The organism is Bradyrhizobium genosp. P, assembly GCF_049949265.1.
Classification (GTDB): Bacteria; Pseudomonadota; Alphaproteobacteria; order Rhizobiales; family Xanthobacteraceae; genus Bradyrhizobium.
The window spans coordinates 4,513,130-4,531,660 of sequence record NZ_CP188195.1 but is presented as its reverse complement, the minus strand read 5'-3'; the positions used below and the strand labels follow the sequence as shown (position 1 = coordinate 4,531,660).

15 protein-coding genes are annotated in these 18,531 nt (G+C 64.1%); 7 read left to right on the top strand and 8 right to left on the bottom strand.

Going from position 1 to position 18,531, the window contains the following annotated elements:
* Positions 1–13: 13 nt before the first annotated feature.
* Entirely contained in the window at positions 14–505 is a 492-nt protein-coding gene (gene tsaA / locus ACP2YO_RS21840; protein ID WP_426442636.1) for a tRNA (N6-threonylcarbamoyladenosine(37)-N6)-methyltransferase TrmO, read from the bottom strand.
* Positions 506–608: 103 nt separating this feature from the next.
* Positions 609–1,571, bottom strand: coding sequence for a transglycosylase SLT domain-containing protein (locus ACP2YO_RS21835; RefSeq protein WP_426442635.1), 963 nt, complete (start codon positions 1,569–1,571; stop codon positions 609–611).
* A 92-nt stretch (positions 1,572–1,663) separates the two neighbouring features.
* Between ACP2YO_RS21835 and ACP2YO_RS21830 the strand changes: the two genes are divergently transcribed.
* Positions 1,664–2,593, top strand: a complete 930-nt coding sequence (locus ACP2YO_RS21830) for a glycine/sarcosine/betaine reductase selenoprotein B family protein (protein ID WP_426442634.1) — start codon at positions 1,664–1,666, stop codon at positions 2,591–2,593.
* Positions 2,594–2,720: 127 nt separating this feature from the next.
* On the opposite strand, the gene ACP2YO_RS21825 is transcribed toward ACP2YO_RS21830, so the two are convergent.
* The gene (locus ACP2YO_RS21825) at positions 2,721–3,734 is read right to left on the bottom strand and encodes a bile acid:sodium symporter family protein (protein WP_426442633.1); all 1,014 of its coding nucleotides are present in this window, start codon (positions 3,732–3,734) and stop codon (positions 2,721–2,723) included.
* A gap of 105 nt (positions 3,735–3,839) precedes the next feature.
* On the opposite strand from ACP2YO_RS21825, the gene ACP2YO_RS21820 reads away from it, so the two are divergent.
* Complete coding sequence (locus tag ACP2YO_RS21820) at positions 3,840–4,691, top strand: LysR family transcriptional regulator (protein ID WP_426442632.1); 852 nt, start codon at positions 3,840–3,842, stop codon at positions 4,689–4,691.
* Between the two features lie 14 nt (positions 4,692–4,705).
* Here ACP2YO_RS21820 and ACP2YO_RS21815 read toward each other — a convergent pair whose 3' ends face one another.
* Positions 4,706–5,758 (bottom strand): phenylacetaldoxime dehydratase family protein, encoded by a 1,053-nt coding sequence (locus ACP2YO_RS21815; RefSeq protein ID WP_426442631.1) that lies wholly within the window; start codon positions 5,756–5,758, stop codon positions 4,706–4,708.
* A gap of 29 nt (positions 5,759–5,787) precedes the next feature.
* Complete coding sequence (locus ACP2YO_RS21810; protein ID WP_426442630.1) at positions 5,788–6,804, bottom strand: carbon-nitrogen hydrolase family protein; 1,017 nt, start codon at positions 6,802–6,804, stop codon at positions 5,788–5,790.
* A gap of 225 nt (positions 6,805–7,029) precedes the next feature.
* Here ACP2YO_RS21810 and ACP2YO_RS21805 point away from each other — a divergent pair, with 225 nt between their 5' ends.
* The 3 genes from ACP2YO_RS21805 (at position 7,030) to ACP2YO_RS21795 (ending at position 10,062) form a co-directional block, all read left to right on the top strand.
* Complete coding sequence (locus tag ACP2YO_RS21805) at positions 7,030–7,986, top strand: helix-turn-helix domain-containing protein (protein WP_426442629.1); 957 nt, start codon at positions 7,030–7,032, stop codon at positions 7,984–7,986.
* A gap of 160 nt (positions 7,987–8,146) precedes the next feature.
* A complete protein-coding gene (locus ACP2YO_RS21800) occupies positions 8,147–8,500 on the top strand; it encodes a PilZ domain-containing protein (protein ID WP_426442628.1) in 354 nt (117 codons plus the stop codon).
* Positions 8,501–8,640: 140 nt separating this feature from the next.
* Positions 8,641–10,062 (top strand): MFS transporter, encoded by a 1,422-nt coding sequence (locus ACP2YO_RS21795; RefSeq protein WP_426442627.1) that lies wholly within the window; start codon positions 8,641–8,643, stop codon positions 10,060–10,062.
* Between the two features lie 105 nt (positions 10,063–10,167).
* On the opposite strand, the gene clpA is transcribed toward ACP2YO_RS21795, so the two are convergent.
* Positions 10,168–12,576 carry an ATP-dependent Clp protease ATP-binding subunit ClpA gene (gene clpA / locus ACP2YO_RS21790; protein WP_426442626.1) on the bottom strand — a complete coding sequence of 803 codons (2,409 nt, stop codon included), beginning with the start codon at positions 12,574–12,576 and terminating at the stop codon, positions 10,168–10,170.
* Positions 12,577–12,912: 336 nt separating this feature from the next.
* A complete protein-coding gene (gene clpS / locus ACP2YO_RS21785; RefSeq protein WP_426442625.1) occupies positions 12,913–13,245 on the bottom strand; it encodes an ATP-dependent Clp protease adapter ClpS in 333 nt (110 codons plus the stop codon).
* A 473-nt stretch (positions 13,246–13,718) separates the two neighbouring features.
* Between clpS and ACP2YO_RS21780 the strand changes: the two genes are divergently transcribed.
* Entirely contained in the window at positions 13,719–15,677 is a 1,959-nt protein-coding gene (locus ACP2YO_RS21780) for a pilus assembly protein TadG-related protein (protein ID WP_426442624.1), read from the top strand.
* Between the two features lie 100 nt (positions 15,678–15,777).
* On the opposite strand, the gene ACP2YO_RS21775 is transcribed toward ACP2YO_RS21780, so the two are convergent.
* Positions 15,778–16,119, bottom strand: a complete 342-nt coding sequence (locus tag ACP2YO_RS21775) for a phasin family protein (protein ID WP_426442623.1) — start codon at positions 16,117–16,119, stop codon at positions 15,778–15,780.
* A 420-nt stretch (positions 16,120–16,539) separates the two neighbouring features.
* On the opposite strand from ACP2YO_RS21775, the gene ACP2YO_RS21770 reads away from it, so the two are divergent.
* The gene (locus tag ACP2YO_RS21770) at positions 16,540–18,321 is read left to right on the top strand and encodes a serine hydrolase (protein WP_426442622.1); all 1,782 of its coding nucleotides are present in this window, start codon (positions 16,540–16,542) and stop codon (positions 18,319–18,321) included.
* Positions 18,322–18,531: the final 210 nt, after the last annotated feature.

Below are 18,531 nucleotides of genomic sequence, written 5' to 3'. Positions count from 1 at the left end.
CAATGGAGAGAATTTACTCCGTCTCGAAATCCCCTGCCTGCGGCGGGGCCAGCGGCGTGAACTCGCATCTGTCGGGCTTGACATCGATCAACGGCGTCTCGTCGAGGCAGTCGAGCCCACGCACGAGGATGACGCTGCCCTCGACGCCGACCAGCTTCACGATCGAGGTCCCGATCGGATTGGGCCGCACCGGCGAGCGCAGCGAGAAGGTGCCGCGGGTGTTGCCGTTGTTCTTCGGGCTCTGCAGCACGATGTCGCGCCGCGACTGGTGCAGCCAGTAGAGCACTTCGAGGTTGGTGTAGAAATCGACGCCCTTGAGCGCGGCAGTCCAGGGCTCGAAGATCTCGAGCCGGCACACCGGGCCGTCATGCCGCCCCTGCCGCGGCGTCGCCAGCCGCGAGGTCCAGGGCGTGCGGATCCGGCCGATGAAGACGAGGCCGGCATCGCGCGCCGACGGCATGTCGACAGCGATCTCGCCCTGACGCAATTCCATTTCACGTACCATTTGGGGGTCTGCCGCTATTGGATGTCTGAGCGACGACACTACCCGATAGCACGCAACGGCCGCAATCAGCTGCGCCAGGGCCTATCGGCGCTTTGCGTCGGGATCACGCCTTGTTCTTCAGCACGAAGCACGCCCCGCCGGCCTTGCGGATGCGGTTGCAGAGACCATCCGCCTCGGGGCGGGTGTCGGCGCCGATGCGGACCTGGTAGAAGGTGGCGCTGCCGCGCGTGCGCAGCCGTGAGGAGAGCAGGCTCGGATCCTGATCGCCGATCACGGCACTCAGACGCTTGATGGCGCGGGCATACATGGCGAGCGCTTTGTCGCGGCTGAAGCCGGCGGCGAGTTGCACGCCCCAGAGCTTGGCGGCGGACAGCGTGACGTGCTCCTCGAGCCCGGTCACAAACGGGTTCGGCGCACGCGTCAACAGGGCCATCAGCTCGCGGCAGCTCGACGCCGGCGCCCGCTCCGGCATCTTGCCGTTGCGGCCGGCCGCGGCCCAATCGTCGACGCTGGAGCCGGTGATCGCGTATACGTAGGCGCGCGTCTGCTGCGGCATGTATCCACTGCCGGCAAGCCATTCCTGGATCCGGCGCGGGCCGGCATTGTAGGCCGCGGCGGCAAGGCCGAGATTGCCGAACTGACCGCGCAGCTCGCTCAGAAACTCGGCCGATTTCGGCAGCGCCTGCACCGGATTGAACGGATCGAGCAGCCCGCGCTCGTTGGCGGTACCAGGCATGAATTGCGCAATGCCTTGCGCCTGCTGGCCGCTGCGGGTGACAGGTCCGACCGCGTCAGGCTGGAAGCGGCTCTCCTGCCAGATCACACGGGCGAAAAACTCAAGCGGCAGGTCATTTGCCCGCGCCGCCGACTCGATCATCAGGCACATCGCTTCGCGGGTGTCGCTCTCGCGCGCGCCATCCGCAGGCTTCTCCGGAGGGATCGCAAGCTCCTCAACGCTCGGGCGGGCGTACCGGGGTGCAGCCGACGGCGCGTCGTCCGCGCCGGCGCCGACCGGCGACACCAGCATCGCAAGCATGCCCAATCCGGCGCACAGGCCTGTTCGCATCGCAATTCTGTTCCGGCGTGACCGCAGCTTGACACCGCGGGCCCCTGGTCTAGCTATGGCTGACAACGATAGCGCGGAAAAGGGAGCGCAACATGGCCGCATCTTCGGACGACCAGCTCGGCTTCGCACCCGACGACGACGCACCGATCGGCTACATGAAGCGCACCCGCGATTATTACGCGGCGATCGGCTACACCACGCCCTACCGCTGGGCGCACTACACGTCCGCGCCGTTCCAGCCATTGCAGAAACCGCTGAGCCAGTCCCGCGTCGCCCTCATCACGACGGCGGCACCGTTCGACCCCGCCAAGGGCGACCAGGGCCCCGGCGCGAAATACAACGGCGGCGCCAAATTCTATTCCGTCTATGACGGCGATACATCGAAACAACACGATCTGCGGATCTCCCACATCGCTTATGACCGCGTGCACACCTCCGCCAAGGATAGCGGCACTTGGTTCCCGCTGGCGCAGCTCAGGCGGCTCGCCGTGGCAGGCACGATCGGCGAGGTCGCGCCGCGCTTCTTCGGTGCGCCGACTAACCGCAGCCATCGCGTCACCATCGAGACCGATGCGCCCGAAATCCTGAAGCGCTGCCGCGACGACAATGTCGACGCCGCGGTGCTGGTACCGAATTGCCCGGTGTGCCACCAGACGATCAGCCTGGTGGCACGGCCCCTCGAAGCGAATGGCATCCCCACCGTCGTCATGGGCTGCGCCAAGGATATCGTCGAGCACGCCGCGGTACCGCGCTTCCTGTTCTCCGATTTTCCGCTCGGCAACTCCGCCGGCAAGCCGCACGACATGGCTTCGCAGGCCTTCACGCTGGAGCTGGCGCTGCGCGTGCTGGAGCAGGCCCCGGGCCCGCAGACCACCGTGCAGTCACCGCTGCGCTGGAGCGAGGATCATTCCTGGAAGCGCGACTACAGCAATGCCGACGCGCTCAGCCCCGAGGAGCTGGCGCGCCTGCGCCGCGAATTCGACGCGCAGAAGGAGATCGCGAAGGGCCTGCGCGTCGCTTGAGACAGTGTCATCGTCATCGCCCGGCTCGACCGGGCGATCCAGTATTCCAGAGACGTCGGTCAGTGATTGAGAAGCCGCGGCGTGCTGGGTCCCCCGGTCAAGCCGGGGGACGACAAGCGGAGGCCACTCAGCGGGCCTCCACGAGCGACGTCACCGGACCGCGTGAGACGCCTTCCGTGGCGCCGGCGTAACGCCGCGCCAGCGCCGCACAGGTCATGAGCTGGATCTGGTGGAACAGCATCAGCGGCAGCACGATCAGTCCCACCGATTGACCGGCGAGCAGCACGCTCGCCATCGGCAGCCCGCTCGCCAGGCTCTTCTTCGAACCGCAGAACATGATGGCAATGCGATCCTCGCGAGAGAAACCGAGAAGCCGGCTGCCGAAATTGGTGATGAGCAGCACCATGGCCAGCAGGGCCGCATCGATGCCGAGCACGATAGCCATTTGCATCACATCGACCTGGTGCCAGATGCCATGGCTCACGCCGTCGCTGAACGCGGTGTAGACGATCAGGAGGATCGAGCCGCGATCGACCAGGCCGAGCAGCATATGGTGCCTGCCAACCCAGCGTCCGATCAGCGGCCGCGACAGCTGCCCTGCCACAAAGGGCAGCAGCAACTGGATGACGATGTCGCGCGCGGCGCTACCGGAGAACCCGCCATGGCTGGAGAGCAAGACACCCGCCAGCAGCGGCGTCGCCACGATCCCGAGGAGATTGGAGGCCGTCGCCGAGCATAATGCCGCCGACACGTTGCCACGCGCAATCGAGGTGAAGGCGACCGACGACTGCACCGTCGACGGCACGATGCAGATCAGGATCACGCCCGCCCACAGCGCCGGCGTCAGCAAATGCGGTGCCAGCGTATGGGCCGCGAGCCCGAGCAGCGGAAACAGCCCAAACGTGGCGAAAAAGATCACCAGATGCAGGCGCCAGTGCCGGGCGCCGACCAGCGCCTCCGTCGTCGACAGCCTGGCGCCATGCAGAAAGAACAGCAGCGCGATCGCCGCATCGGTCGCGTAGCTGCCGACAACGGTCCCCGCCCCGTGCAGCGGCAGCAGCGTGGCAAGGCCAACCATGCCGACGATGGCCACGATGTAGGGATCGATGTGCGGCAGCGATTTCATCCAACGGGTTCCCATGACGGCTCCTTTCCTTGCCCCAAAAGGTGGGCCTGAACACGCCAATTGTGAACCACGTTGACCGATGTTATTGTCATTACGCTTTGTAATTATGATGGTCAGCCGATGCTCGACCCGATCCAGCTCGAAACCTTCCTCACCGTGGCGCAGACGCAGAATTTTACGGAGGCAGGTCGACGCCTCGGCCTGAAGCAGTCGACGGTGAGCCAGCATGTCCGCAAGCTGGAGGCCGAGACCGGCCGCCGCCTGTTCGTGCGCGACACCCATTCGGTGGTGCTCACGGCTGATGGCGAGGCCATGGTGGGTTTCGCGCGCCCGATCCTGGAGGCCAATGCGCGCGCTCGCGACTACTTCGCGGGGTCGCAGGTTCGCGGCAAGATCCGCTTCGGCGCGGCCGAGGATTTTGCCAATTCGCGGCTGCCGGATCTCCTGCGCGATTTCGTCCGCCGGCATCCCCAGGTCGATCTCGAACTGACGGTGGGCTTGAGCGCGAGGCTCTACCAGCAGCTCGATGCCGGCGAGCTCGACCTCGTGCTGGGCAAGCGCCGGCCCGGGGATGCACTCGGCCAATTGGTGTGGCAAGACCGCCTGGTGTGGACCAGCGCACCCGGCATGCGCCTCGATCCGGATCAGCCGCTGCCTCTCATTCTCTACTCGCCGCCCAGCGTTATGCGTAGCGCGGTGCTCGAGGCGATGGAGCGGTCCGGACGGCCCTGGCGCATCGTCTGTTCGAGCGGCAGCTTGAGCGGCTTACGCGCCGCAGCGCTCGCCGGACTCGGCGTCACCCCGCAGGCGGAGGGCTTCATTCCGGATGGTCTCGAGGAGATACCGGCCTCAGGGCTGCCGCCGCTCGGCAGCGTCGAGTTCGTGGTCCGCACCGCGCGCCGAACCAAGCGCGGCCCCGCCGCCGAACTGGCACAGGCCATCACGACCCATGGCGGCCGGCTGCGGCCGTAGATCGGCAACCGGCCTCAGGTTGCCCCGTCCGTCGTGACATGAACCGCGCCAAGCATTCCGGTCCGGTCATGGCAGCCGAGATATTCGAAGAACTGCTCGTCTGCTGCGGCGACCGTGACCTCGTGATACAGCCTGAGCTTGGCGCTTGGACCGAGCGTCGACAGATACTTCATCGCCGCGCCAAAGATCCTGACATGGGTCGGATGCGATTCCGCCCAACGCTCCAGTGTAGCCAGGCTCTTCCACCAGCTCTGGCCGTAGGATTTTTCGGTCAGCCGTCCCTCGGCATCGACGACGCGCATGTAGCGGTTGGCGTAGCAGCCGATCGGGCCGCCCTCGTCGCGCAGGAAATCCATGCCCTCGCGCAGCACCGGCTCGACATCGTCGAGATACATCTTGCGCTCGGAAGCTTCGGTGTCGCTCCAGTCCTGTCCGGAGCGGATCAGGCAGAGATTGTCGTGCGCGACCACGCGGATGCGCGCGCCGTCTCTGATAGCGCGCGGCTCGCCGTGTGGGGCCATCGCGTCGGTTTGCGACAGCGGAATGCGATCGCGCATGCCGCCCCAATAGGCGTGCTCCTGCACTTCGCCACTCATATTATCGGCGAGAACTGCAACACCCTCGGGACGACCAAGCGAGGAAAACAGCGTCTCGTAACGTTCGACGTGCGGTCGCAGCACCTCGATGAAGCGGCCGGCGCCGTCCGTGGCGCCGCTGCCGGTCCAGGCCTCGCGCGCCTGCTGAAACCAGGCATCGAAGCGCGCAGCGTCGTCCCAATAGGCGACCGAGACGACATTGGTGAAGCCGGCCTGATCGACATAGTGCGCGCGGTCCCAATGCGTGGGCGCATTGTCGTCGGCAAAGCGCGCGGCGATCTGCGCCAGCGCGTCCGTCGCGGCGGCCGTCACTTCGCCGCGATACTGCACCCCGAAATAGGCCATGATCACGCTTGAGACCGCGGGCTTGTGTCGCGCGACAAACGACGGATAAGGCGGCGTGTAGTCGTCGGGCACGCGCCGGTGACGGGACCGTGCCGTCTGCAGATGAGATGGAATAGCGGATTCCATGGCAGTCGCCTCCGGTTGGGCTGTGTGCGTCAGCTCGCGGCCGCGTCGATCTCTTCGCCTGCGAGTCCATCGAGCGGTAGCGCAAAATGCTCGACGCGCTTCGACGGCTTCTTGTTGAGCAGCAGCCGCGTCACGTCGGGGCGCGAATAGTGCCCGGCCGGATCGGCGGCGTTCTTCGCGACCCCGATCGCGCCGAGGTCGATATCGGCAATGAGAAGGCCTTCCTGATCGGGCGGAAGCTTTTCCGCGATCGCGCTGCCGTCTGGGCCAAAGATCGTGGCGTGGCCGCCGCCGACATGCAGCAGCGCGTGCTTGTCGTCGCGGTCGCAAAGTTCGTCCACCATGGCCTGCGAAACCGTGGCGCAGGGCGCGAGCACGAAGCATGAGCCTTCCACGGCATAGACGCGCGATGCCGCGTTGTTGACCTCCCAGCCCAGCGCCGGCGCGAACGGGTCGTACAGTGAGAAGCTCGGCCAGGCCGCGACATGCACCTGCTCGTTCTGGGCATACATCGCGTATTTCGACAGCGGCTGCAGGTGCTCCCAACAGCACAGCGCGCCGATCCGGCCGATGCCGGGGCGGTCGTACACCGCAAGGTCGCTGCCGTCGCCCTCGCCGTAGACGGTGCGCTCGGCATGGGTCGGCCGCAGCTTACGCCGTTTTGCAATCGTCTCCCCGTCGGGTCCGATCAGCCATTGTGCGAGGTAGAGGCTGCCGCCGTCGCGCTCGGACAGGCCGAGCACCGCGGTCATGCCGGCCTTCTTCACCGCCAGCCGCAGCTTTTCAGCTTCCGGGCTGTCGTAGGCGAGCGAGTTGTCGAAATAGCGCTGCACAAAGCCGCGCCCGATCGCCCAGGCCGGCGAGTCCAGCCAGATGTACCAGGGATAGCCGGGGATAAAGGCCTCGGGGAACGCGATCAGTTTTGCCCCTTTGGCGGCCGCTTCCTCGATCAATGCGATAGTCTTACTGATCGACGCATCGAGGTCGAGCCAGGCCGGAGCCGCCTGCACCACCGCGACGCGATATTTCGGATGTTCAATGCCCATGATGTCCTCCTCGCCGCCGGCAATGCCGCCGTCTCAGCACTTGATCGGCCCCAGCCGCGTCTGACATCATGGTGCCGCGAAACTGGGAACGCCGTTCGACTGGGACGGAACGAAAATTCGACCGCCGGCCGATCGGGCGCGGTTGCCTTCGGTACGGACCTTGCTTCGGCTTTTGCGTCTAAGGACTTGAGCGGCTAGCGTTGGGACTCGTGAAGGGAGGAGATCATGCCGGCCCTGTTCACCACGGAAGACGCGCCCACCTATCGGCGCCTCGCGCTCTGGCAGGACATCGTCTGCGATGTCTTTGTGCAGCTCGACTGCAAGTCCGACCTCGGCGGCGCTTTCCACGGCGCGATCACCAGCTCGCAGCTCGGCGCTGTCAAATGCTCGACCGTCTCATCGAGCCGGCAGCGCGTCATCCGCACGCCGTCTCGGATCTCGCGGGCGAGCGAGGACTTCGTGCTGTTTGCGCTGGGCCGGAAGGGCGCCGGCGCCGTGCTGCAAGACGGCCGCGAGACCCTGATCCAGCCCGGCGAATTCGCATTCTATGACACGACGCGGCCCTACGAATTGCGCTTCACGGACGACTTCACGCAGACCATTTTCCAGGTGCCGCGCGACATGCTGCACCGGCGCTTTGCCGGCACCCAGAATCTCACGGCTACGGCCTTCACGCCGGATCGGCCGGTGGAGCGGCTCGCCTATCAGTTCATCGCGGCGGTCTCCGATGTCGCCGACAAGCTTGACCAGGACAATGCGATCCGCCTCTCCGATCAGGCCGCAGACCTGCTTGCGATGGCGATGAGCGAGCGGCTCGGCACCGGCGCGTTGCCCGCCTCGACCCATCGCTCGGCGCTGCTGTATCGGCTGAAGGCGCATGTGCTGGCGCACCTGCCCAATCCGGAGCTCAGCCTTACTGAAGCCGCCGCCGCGCTCGGTATCTCGCCGCGCTATGTCAACAACCTGTTCGCCGACGAGCAAACTTCGTTCCAGCGTTTCGTGCTGGCGCAGCGGCTCGAGCATTGCAAGCGCGACCTCGCCTCGCCGGCTCACGCCCATCGCCATATCAGCGAGATCGCCTTCGCCTGGGGCTTTAACGATCTCTCGCATTTCGGCCGGGTGTTCCGCGAGCACTACGGCCTGTCGCCGCGCGATTGGCGGCAGAGCCGGCTGCCGAACTGATCGGCCAAAAGTCTGCGGCGCGTTGCGGCGCAAAAACTGCCGTGGAATTCAGGCCGCCACGGATGCAATCAATTTACTTTAATCCCAACGGGTTCTGCCGATGCCCTTCTCATCGCGCCGCATCCCGATACAGTCCGGCCGTTCATTTGGAGGATTTCCGATGCAGGACCGGCGCCAAGGCGCGCGTGACAAGGTGCTCTATGGCGGCGTTGCAGCCGTCAACGAGCACGGCACCACGATGGATTGCGTGGTCCGCAATATCAGCGACACCGGCGCCTGCGTCGAATTCGACACCGCCGCGAAACTCCCGGAGGAGATGAACCTCACCGTCGCGCGCAAGGGCCGCTCGTACCTCACGCGGCTGATCTGGCGCCAGGCCAACAAGGTCGGCCTCGCCTTCCGCATCATGACATCGGATACCCCGGTCAGCGATCTCGACGAGCGCCTGCGCAGGAGCGAGATCAAGAAGCGCCAGCTCCAGCGCCGCATCAAGCAATTGCTCGGCGAAGGCTGAGTCCCCGCGCCGACAGGCCAAATTACACGATCTGATGCTCCGTTCCGGCCGGCGGCCCGGCGTTTTCGGGGGTTGCAAAGCACAGGCCAATCCAGCATGCGGTAAGTGACCCATCCTGGAACGGAGAGCAAATTCACGACATGTCGTCCGCGATGATCGAGCATGCCGATGGCTTGCCGCAGCCACAACGCAACTGGGCGATTTTCACGATCGCACTCGGCCTCGTGATGGCCGTCATCGACGGCTCGATTGCCAACGTCGCGCTGCCCACCATCGCGAAGGACCTTAACGCGAGCCCGGCATTTTCGGTCTGGATCGTCAACGGCTACCAGTTGGCGATCACGATTTCGCTGTTGCCGTTGGCTTCGCTTGGTGAAATCATCGGCTATCGCCGCGTCTATCTCGCGGGACTGGTGCTTTTCACGTTGGCTTCGGTGTTTTGCTCGCTGTCACATACGCTGCCGCTGCTGACGGTCGCGCGTATCGTGCAGGGATTTGGTGCCGCCGGCATCCTCAGCGTCAATGCGGCGCTGGTTCGCTTCACCTATCCAAGGGACCAGCTCGGTCGCGGCATCGGCATCAACGCGCTGGTCGTCGCCATCTCGGCCGCCGTCGGCCCCACCGTGGCTTCGTTGATTCTGGCGATCGGAACCTGGCCGTATCTGTTCGCCATCAACATTCCACTTGGCGTCGCAACCCTGGCGCTGGGCTTGCGCTATCTCCCGCATACCAATCCGGCGGTCCACGCCTTTGACTGGCAAAGTGCCGGTTTGAGCGCCATCACGTTCGGAATTGGCATCGCCGCGATCGACAGCGCGGGCCACGGCGAAGCGCTGTATCTCTGCCTTTCCGAGTTTACGATCGCCGCGGTCGCCGGCTTCCTGCTGGTCCGGCGGCAGCAGTACCTGCCCTCGCCGCTGTTGCCGGTCGACCTGTTGCGGATTCCGATTTTCGCGCTGTCGATCGGCACCTCAATCGCCTCGTTCTGCGGCCAGATGCTGGCCTTTGTCGCGATGCCCTTCTATCTCGCAAACCATTTCGGATATTCGGCGGTGCAGATCGGGCTGCTGATCACGCCCTGGCCGATCGCGGTCGCATGCGCCGCGCCGTTGGCGGGCCGGCTGGTTGAGCGTTATCCGGCCGGCCTGCTTGGCGGCATCGGATTGCTGCTGTTCGCAGCGGGATTGGCTAGCCTGGCGCTGATGCCAGCCGCCGCCTCACCTTTCGACGTGATCTGGCGCATGGCGCTCGCCGGCGCCGGCTTCGGCCTGTTCCAGACTCCCAACAACCGCACCATGATTGCCGCAGCCCCGCGCGAGCGTTCGGGTGGCGCCAGCGGAATGCTCGGCACTGCACGCCTGCTGGGACAGACCACGGGCGCGGCTCTGGTCGCGTTACTGCTGGCGCGCTTTCCGGAGGATGGCACAAGGATTTCCCTGATGGTCGGCGTCGGCTTCGCGCTGGCTGGCGCCGCACTCAGCACACTCCGCCTGTCGTCGGCAGGCAGCCAAGGCGCCGAGCAGGTGCGGGTTCATGAAGGCCAGCGCTTGACGGGCGAGTGACCCTTCGGGCGCAACCTGATTGGACCGCATCATGCCCCGCTCCCCGCGACAAATAAAAAGGCCGGCTCTTCAGCCGGCCTTTTCGATTCACGATGCGCCGAGATGTCAGGCCTTGACCAGCGGCCCGCGCGATGGCGGTGCCTTGGAGCCGCCGCCGCCATCGGAGCCACCCGACTTCGGCGGCCTGCGCTTGCGGGCGCTCGGGAGCTTCTCGGGCTTCGGCGTGACCGGGCCCTCGACGAACTCGAAGCCGATCTTGTCCTTGTCGGTAGCCTCATCCTTGATCAGGACGACACGGACGTGGCCGCCGCCCTTGAGCTGGCCGAACAGCACCTCATCGGCGAGCGGCTTCTTGATGTGCTCCTGGATGATGCGCGACATCGGACGTGCACCCATCTGCTCGTCATAGCCATTCTCGATCAGCCAGGCCTTGGCAGGCTCGGACAGCTCGATGGTGACGTCGCGGTCGGCGAGCTGCGCCTCGAGCTGAAGCACGAACTTCTCGACCACCATGCCGATCACGTCGGCATTGAGGTGCGCGAAGGAGACGACCGCATCCAGCCGGTTGCGGAATTCCGGCGCGAACTGCCGGTTGATCGCCTCGTGGTCGTCGCCTTCCCGCTTGCTGCGGGTGAAGCCGAAGGCCTGGCGTGCGAGGTCGGCCGCGCCCGCATTCGTGGTCATGATCAGGATCACGTTGCGGAAATTGACCTGCTTGCCATTGTGGTCGGTGAGCCGGCCGTGGTCCATGATCTGCAGCAGCACATTGTAGAGATCAGGATGCGCCTTCTCGATCTCGTCGAGCAGCACCACGCAATGCGGATGCTGGTCGACGCCGTCGGTGAGCAGGCCGCCCTGGTCGAAGCCGACATAGCCGGGAGGCGCGCCGATCAGGCGCGACACGGTGTGGCGCTCCATGTATTCGGACATGTCGAAGCGGATCAGCTCGACACCGAGCGAGGCCGCGAGTTGCTTGGCCACTTCGGTCTTGCCGACGCCGGTCGGACCCGAGAACAGATACGAGCCGATCGGCTTTTCCGGCTCACGCAAGCCGGCCCGTGACAGCTTGATCGACGCCGCCAGTGCTTCGATCGCCTTGTCCTGGCCAAACACCGTGCGCTTCAGGGTCTGCTCGAGATGCTTGAGCACCTCGGCGTCATCCTTCGACACGCTCTTGGGCGGAATCCGCGCCATCGTCGCGATCGTGGTCTCGATTTCCTTGATGCCGATCGTCTTCTTGCGCTTGTTCTCGGCGACCAACATCTGCGCCGCGCCGGACTCGTCGATCACGTCGATCGCCTTGTCGGGCAGCTTGCGGTCGTGGATGTAGCGCGAGGAGAGCTGCACCGCAGCCTCGATCGCCTCATTGGTGTATTTCAGCCGATGGTAATCCTCGAAATAGGGCTTCAGGCCCTTGAGGATCGCAATCGCGTCTTCCACCGTCGGCTCGTTGACGTCGATCTTCTGGAAGCGCCGCACCAGCGCGCGGTCCTTCTCGAAGTGCTGACGGTATTCCTTGTAGGTGGTCGAGCCCATGCAGCGGATCGTGCCGGAAGCCAGCGCCGGCTTCAGCAGATTGGACGCATCCATCGCGCCGCCGGAGGTGGCGCCGGCGCCGATCACGGTGTGGATCTCGTCGATGAACAGGATCGCGTTCGGATGCGCCTCTAGCTCCTTCAGCACCTGCTTGAGGCGCTCCTCGAAATCGCCGCGGTAGCGGGTGCCCGCGAGCAGCGTGCCCATGTCGAGCGAGAACACGGTCGCGGCCGCCAGCACCTCCGGCACTTCGCTGTCGACGATGCGCTTGGCGAGGCCTTCCGCGATCGCGGTCTTGCCGACGCCGGCTTCACCGACGAACAGAGGGTTGTTCTTCTGACGGCGGCACAGCACCTGAATCGCGCGATTGATCTCGGCGTTGCGGCCGATCACCGGATCGATCTTGCCGTCACGCGCCTTCTTGTTGAGGTTGACGCAATAGGTATCGAGCGCCTCGCCCTTCTTCTTGGCGTCCTCGTTGCCTTTGGTCTCGGCTTCCTCGTCGACTCCGCGCACCGGCCGCGCCTCGGAAACGCCGGGGCGCTTGGCAATGCCATGGCTGATGTAATTGACGGCGTCGTAGCGCGTCATGTCCTGCTCCTGCAGGAAATACGCGGCATGGCTCTCGCGCTCCGCGAAGATCGCGATCAGCACGTTGGCGCCGGTCACTTCCTCGCGACCGGACGACTGCACGTGGATCACCGCGCGCTGGATCACGCGCTGGAACCCGGCTGTCGGCTTGGCGTCGTCGGCACCGTCGGTCACCAGGTTTTCGAATTCGGTCTCGAGATAATTGACGAGACTGGTCCTGAGCTTGTCGAGATCGACGCTGCACGCCCGCATCACCGCTGCCGCATCCGAGTCATCGATCAGCGACAGCAGAAGGTGTTCAAGCGTCGCGTATTGATGGTGACGCTCGTTTGCAATCGCCAATGCACGATGCAGGGATTGTTCAAGGCTTTGGGAAAAAGTTGGCATTCGCGTCCTCTACGGCCCCCGGTCATCATGATCGCCATTACCCGGTCAGGCAACAACAACCTTTGTCATGTTGCCTGATATAGGTATGTCGGATCGTGGCGAAAGGGCCGGTTCCGACACCTTAGATCGAGCAAGTTATTTTCCGGAAATCCGCTACACACTTTTCCGGATACTGCCTTAGTCTTTCTCTAAATTTGGGCGTAACCGAGTCGCGCAACCGAGCCCCGCAATCATGCGGGGATGACCGTCGCCGACGTCACGGCAAATTCAGGCGCCGCACCAGTTGAGAATGCAAGACCCGTTCCGGTTTCCGGCGGGCCAGCCATTGCCGGCGAACTACTTCTTTTCCATCACACATTGCAGCGGATGCTGGTGCTTGCGTGCAAAATCCATCACCTGCGTCACCTTGGTCTCGGCGATCTCGTAGGTGAACACGCCGCACTCGCCGATCCCGTGATGGTGAACGTGGAGCATGATCTTGGTCGCCGCCTCCGCGTCCTTCTGGAAGAACCTCTCCAGCACGAGAACGACGAACTCCATCGGCGTATAGTCGTCGTTCAGGATCAGGACGCGATACAGGTTCGGACGCTTGGTCTTCGGCTTGACCTTGGTGATGACCGAAGTCGACGGGCCGCCGGCCCCGCTATTGCGGTTCTCGTCGCCGCTCATTTTAGGTGGGCGCGCGGCAGATGCCGCCGGCCTGGACGAAATCAATTTAGACGAAAAGGCTGTGGTCGTGGATCGCAGCATGGCTCAGCGTTCGAATTCCCCAGGGAAACCGGTGGCGTATCGGGAGTATCAGCGATTGCCGCAACAGCGATCGCGGAACTCCCGGCAACGCTTTCCAGATTGCCGCTCCCGGTCCGATCCAGCGGCTGGATCGGCCTTTCGAATATGGGGCCGAGGGCGCGCTGCCGCAAGCACAGAAGCACCGCACACAGCTGCCCCAAACCGGACCGATTCCCGGCGCGGCAATCCCCGCAAGGTTAATCATTTCTGCCGGGTTTGACAAAGGAGTCCGGGATCGGATTTAGCGGGCATTGAGGATATCAGCGGCTTTTGCCCGACTTTTCAGCGCCTGCGGCGAGCCCTGCCCGGTTTCAGAGGCTCGATTCATCATCTGTTTAGTGCGGTGCGCAGAGATGGCGCGTCCAATCCATTTCGACGAGAGCATCATGCTTGGAACAGCTTTTTTCACTCGCATCCGTACGGCAGCCGCCCGGTTTTCCGCGGCAACCAACGGTAATATCGCGGTCGTGTTTGCTCTCGTAGCCGTGCCGATCATCAGCTTCGTGGGCGTGGCAGTCGACTATTCCCGTGCCAACAGCGCCCGCTCCTCGATGCAGGCGGCACTGGATTCGACCGCGCTGATGGTGGCGAAGGATCTGAGCAGCGGGACCATCACAGCATCGCAGATCAGCAGCAAGGCGCAGGCCTATTTTACCGCGCTCTTCACCAACACCGATGCCAAGTCGGTCACAATCAACGCAAGCTACACGGCGGCGAGCAGCACGACCACCTCGACCATCCAGATCAATGGATCGGGCTCCGTGAATACTGATTTCCTAAAGCTTGCGGGCCTTCCGAGTGTCAGTTTCAACAGCAGCTCGACCTCGACCTGGGGCAACGCCAAGATGCGCGTTGCGCTGGTCCTCGACAACACGGGATCGATGGCCCAGAACGGCAAGATCACCGCGCTGCGCAACGCCGTCGCCGGAACCGGCGGCCTGATCGACCAGCTCAGTGCGCTCAGCAAGACCAACGGCGACGTCTACATCTCCGTCATCCCCTTCGCCAAGGTCGTCAATCTCGGCTCCTCGAATTACACGCAGAGCTGGATCGACTGGACCGACTGGCTCAATCCGCCGACTACCCAACCCGCCAATGGCAGCATGGGGACGGGCAGCCCGAGCTTGCAGGCGGCTCTGCCGATCAACTGGCATGCTGTGGGACCAGGAGCGCAATGTCCGTGGACCAACCCCAATGGGGGCTTCACCTGCCTCGCCACGCCGACCAGCGCTTCGAGCACGAGCGGCAGTTCGACCCCGACGATCATTCCGTCGAGCGGCACCTACAAGGGCTACATCTGCCCGGGCGTCGATTATAATTCCCACACGGCCTACAATGGCTGTTGGGTCAGCACGCAAGTCGGCACCACAGCCCAGACGTTCTGCTCAGGGAACAGCAATTGTAGCTGCCCATTGAACTCGTCCGGCAGCAAAGTGACCGGCTGCAGCTGCACTGGCAGTGGCTCCAACACATCGTGCAAGGGCTACATCTATACCCACGACTGGACACAGCCTGGGCCGAACGACACCACAGACAACAAGTACCAGCCCCGGGTGAGCGCCGTTGTTGGTTGGACCAACAACCAGTATACGTCGACCAATCAGACTCCCACGGTGCAGAACAACTGGCAGCAGCCGTCCACCGACCCGATCACCAACTGGACTGGCTGCATCACCGACCGCACACAGCCCAACGACGCGACGGGCGTGCTGCCGGCGACATCCGATGTCACGACGCAGTTTCCGGCCAACGAATACTACGAGAACAGCACAGCCTATTGCAGCAGCAGCGCCTCGACACCGCTCGAGCCGATCATTCCCCTGAGCTACAATTGGAGCGCGCTGAAGACCGCGGTCAACGCGATGCAGCCGACCGGCGGCACCGATCAGGCGGTCGGATTGGCGTGGGGGTGGCAGTCCCTGCTGCCGGGCGGGCCCCTGAATGCGCCGGCGGAGGATTCCAACACCACGTACAACAGGGTCATCATTTTGTTGTCGGACGGCCTGAACACGGAAGACCGCTGGCCGGTCTACGGCGACGGCAGCTCGCAGGCATCCGGCAATCCGATCGACGTCCGGCAGGCGCTGATGTGCCAGAATCTGCAGAATGCGAAGGATGCCAACGGCAATCCGATGTACACGATCTACACGATCCAGGTGAACACCAGCACGCCCCAGGATCCGACCTCGACCGTGCTGCAAAACTGCGCAAGCAGTTCGGACAAATTCTACATGCTGACCAGCTCGAGCCAGATCGTGACGACGTTCAACTCGATCGGAACCGCCCTCAGCAAGCTGCGCGTGGCGAAGTAGCGGGGAAAGCCCAAGAGGAAGCTCGAGAGGAAGCGCAAGAAAAAAGCCCGGCTGAACCAGCCGGGCTTTTTATTTTGTCGTCAGCGCCGTATGGCGGCGATTAGTGCGAGGCCGCAGGCGTAAACTTGGAGACCAGCCCTTCATAGGGCTTGAAGGTCTGCTTGGCGCAATCACTGTAGAGACCGGCGATCTTCTGCGACTCCGCAACGAAGGTCTCGTAGGCGGCGCGCACGAACTCGGTCTGCGCCTCGAGCGCCTTGTCGAGCGACTTCACGCCGGACAGCTTCTCGACAAAGGACTTGGTGTCCTCGAAGGACTTCTTGGCGTAGTCGCCGTACGCGGTGGCGATCGCCTGCACGCCGCTCTGGAGGTTGCTCGTGGAAGCAGCAACCGATTCCATGTGCTCTTTGCCGTAGCTCTGAATGTCTTCAATCTTGACCATAGTGGAGATTTCCTTTTCCCAGACTTGAACGTTCGATTCCCATTGCCGGGAAGCTCCCGGCCCCCTGACATCACCTACTTAGTGCACTGCACAATATAGTCAAGAAGAATTGTGCGACGCACAATTCCGGTCTCGATTCCGACCCATTTGCGATAAATCCCGGGGCACTACGCAACGGTTGTTTAATCTTTTGGAAACTCGGCCCGCCTACCCTGATTCCTGGACTTTGTTCGTCTTCCGACAGACGGTCTGAAAACTGTTTGTGAACAGCACCTTAGCTAGAAGAGCAACCTGAGCTGCCACCGGAGCCCGAGCATTCCGCCCGGAACGGTTTGTTGCGCAGGCAAGGATCGGCGGCCGTCGGGCACAATTTCGCCTCACGAGCCGGTGATCTAGATAGAAATTGGGACGGGGAAGTAAATGCTTCGCAAAACCTTGGCTTCCTCGCGCGCGCTGCGGGTTGGCGTTCTCGGGCTCGTTACCCTCACGACAGCGATCCTGATCACGAGTGACAGCGCCGAGGCGCGCCGTTACCGGCGCCATTACGCCCGCCACCACAGCGAAGAGGCGCGCGAGAGCTACAGCCCGCAATTCGCGTCGATTATCGTCGACGGCAATTCCGGCTCGGTGCTGACCTCCAACAATCCCGACGGCCTGCGCCACCCCGCCTCGCTCACCAAGATGATGACGCTCTATCTGCTGTTCGAGCGTCTCGATTCCGGCAAGATGAAGCTCGACACCGAGATGCCGGTGTCCGAGCACGCGGCCGACCAGGACCCGACCAAGCTCAACCTGCGCGCTGGCCAGACCATCAGGGTCGAAGACGCCATCAAAGGCCTGATCACCCGCTCCGCCAATGACGCCGCGGTCGTGATCGCCGAAGCGATCGGCGGTAGCGAAGACGATTTCGCGCGGATGATGACCCGCAAGGCCCGCGCGCTCGGCATGAGCCGGACGGTCTATCGCAACGCCAACGGCCTTCCCAACGACGAGCAGGTGACGACGGCGCGTGACCAGTCGATCCTGGGCCGCGCGCTCCAGGATCGCTTCCCGCGCTACTACCGCTACTTCTCGACGACAGCCTTCAATTTCCGCGGCCACACGATCACCGGTCACAATCATCTGCTCGGCAGCGTCGAGGGCGTCGACGGCATCAAGACCGGCTACACCCGCGCCTCCGGCTTCAACCTCGTGACCTCGATGCACCGTGGCAACCGCTTCCTGGTTGGCGTGGTGCTCGGCGGCCGCAGCGGCGGCTCGCGCGACGCCATCATGCGCAACCTGCTTGCCGAGAACCTCGCAAAGGCCGCGACGACCCGCACCGCCGCTGCGATCACTGAGCGCAACCCGGCTGACGCGAATGTGGAAATCGCCGACGCTGATAGCGATCCGCGCGCATCCAACAGCATGGCCGCTGCTTCCGAGCCCGCGGTGGCTGCCATTCAGGCCCCCGTTCCTCGCCCGGCCAAGCCCTCGCTAATGGCGGCGGCCGCTGCCGCCCTGCCGCCGCTTCCGGCGAAGCCGGAGCCGCAGGCAAAGCCCGAACCCGCGCCCTTGACCAGCGGTGTGATCCAGACCCAGCCGATCGCCGCGATCCCGGGCTCGGCCGAGCCGATGAAGCCGGTGAAGGTGAAGACCGTGCAGGTCAAGGCCGGCCAGATCAGGCTCGCTGCCGCCGGTCCCGCGCAATCCTCGCCGCCGATCACCAATACGATTCCTCCGCGCGCCGACATCGCGGAGACCTCCAATGCGATGATGGCGCGGGCCACCGAGACCTCCAGGCCTGAGATGCCGCCGCAGCCGGCCAATTTCGGCACCGGCAAGGGCATCCTCGGCGTGCTGCCGGCCTCGGCCATGCAGGCGCCCGCGCCGGCCGCAGCCCAGGCCGTGGCCTCGATCGAACCCGCCCGCAGCCAGCAGGACGCCGCGATCAAGTCGGCTGCCGCTGCTGCGCATACTGGCTGGATCATTCAGGTCGGCGCGCTGGAGTCCGAGGATCAAGCCAAGCAGCGCATCGACCTCGCCCGCAATTCGGCCCGCGGCCTGCTCAGCAAGGCCGATCCGTTCACCGAGCCGGTCGTTTCCAAGGGCGATCGCAAGCTCTACCGTGCCCGCTTCGCCGGCCTCGAGCGCGATCAGGCCGAAGCGGTGTGCAAGACGCTGAAGCGCGCCGAGATCTCCTGCATCACCGTTCGCAACTAAGCGGCCACATCATCTGCAGCCAACAAGGCCGGCGCCGCAAGCGCCGGCCTTGTTGCTTTTGGCACACAGCGTTGAAGGTTGATCGGCAGGCCTCCTCGCACCGCGCGCGACGAAACTTCTCGTCAAGCTTTTACGGTTAAGTTCTCGCGAAGGGATGATCGACCACACCGGACAACGGCGGGCGACACGGGCATCGACCAGAGATCGACG

What these genes read in the sequence shown, in the direction of transcription:
- tsaA (WP_426442636.1), bottom strand. Translation starts at nt 505, where the DNA reads ATGGTACGTGAAATGGAATTGCGTCAGGGCGAGATCGCTGTCGACATG.
- ACP2YO_RS21835 (WP_426442635.1), bottom strand. Translation starts at nt 1,571, where the DNA reads ATGCGAACAGGCCTGTGCGCCGGATTGGGCATGCTTGCGATGCTGGTG.
- ACP2YO_RS21830 (WP_426442634.1), top strand. Translation starts at nt 1,664, where the DNA reads ATGGCCGCATCTTCGGACGACCAGCTCGGCTTCGCACCCGACGACGAC.
- ACP2YO_RS21825 (WP_426442633.1), bottom strand. Translation starts at nt 3,734, where the DNA reads ATGGGAACCCGTTGGATGAAATCGCTGCCGCACATCGATCCCTACATC.
- ACP2YO_RS21820 (WP_426442632.1), top strand. Translation starts at nt 3,840, where the DNA reads ATGCTCGACCCGATCCAGCTCGAAACCTTCCTCACCGTGGCGCAGACG.
- ACP2YO_RS21815 (WP_426442631.1), bottom strand. Translation starts at nt 5,758, where the DNA reads ATGGAATCCGCTATTCCATCTCATCTGCAGACGGCACGGTCCCGTCAC.
- ACP2YO_RS21810 (WP_426442630.1), bottom strand. Translation starts at nt 6,804, where the DNA reads ATGGGCATTGAACATCCGAAATATCGCGTCGCGGTGGTGCAGGCGGCT.
- ACP2YO_RS21805 (WP_426442629.1), top strand. Translation starts at nt 7,030, where the DNA reads ATGCCGGCCCTGTTCACCACGGAAGACGCGCCCACCTATCGGCGCCTC.
- ACP2YO_RS21800 (WP_426442628.1), top strand. Translation starts at nt 8,147, where the DNA reads ATGCAGGACCGGCGCCAAGGCGCGCGTGACAAGGTGCTCTATGGCGGC.
- ACP2YO_RS21795 (WP_426442627.1), top strand. Translation starts at nt 8,641, where the DNA reads ATGTCGTCCGCGATGATCGAGCATGCCGATGGCTTGCCGCAGCCACAA.
- clpA (WP_426442626.1), bottom strand. Translation starts at nt 12,576, where the DNA reads ATGCCAACTTTTTCCCAAAGCCTTGAACAATCCCTGCATCGTGCATTG.
- clpS (WP_426442625.1), bottom strand. Translation starts at nt 13,245, where the DNA reads ATGAGCGGCGACGAGAACCGCAATAGCGGGGCCGGCGGCCCGTCGACT.
- ACP2YO_RS21780 (WP_426442624.1), top strand. Translation starts at nt 13,719, where the DNA reads ATGGCGCGTCCAATCCATTTCGACGAGAGCATCATGCTTGGAACAGCT.
- ACP2YO_RS21775 (WP_426442623.1), bottom strand. Translation starts at nt 16,119, where the DNA reads ATGGTCAAGATTGAAGACATTCAGAGCTACGGCAAAGAGCACATGGAA.
- ACP2YO_RS21770 (WP_426442622.1), top strand. Translation starts at nt 16,540, where the DNA reads ATGCTTCGCAAAACCTTGGCTTCCTCGCGCGCGCTGCGGGTTGGCGTT.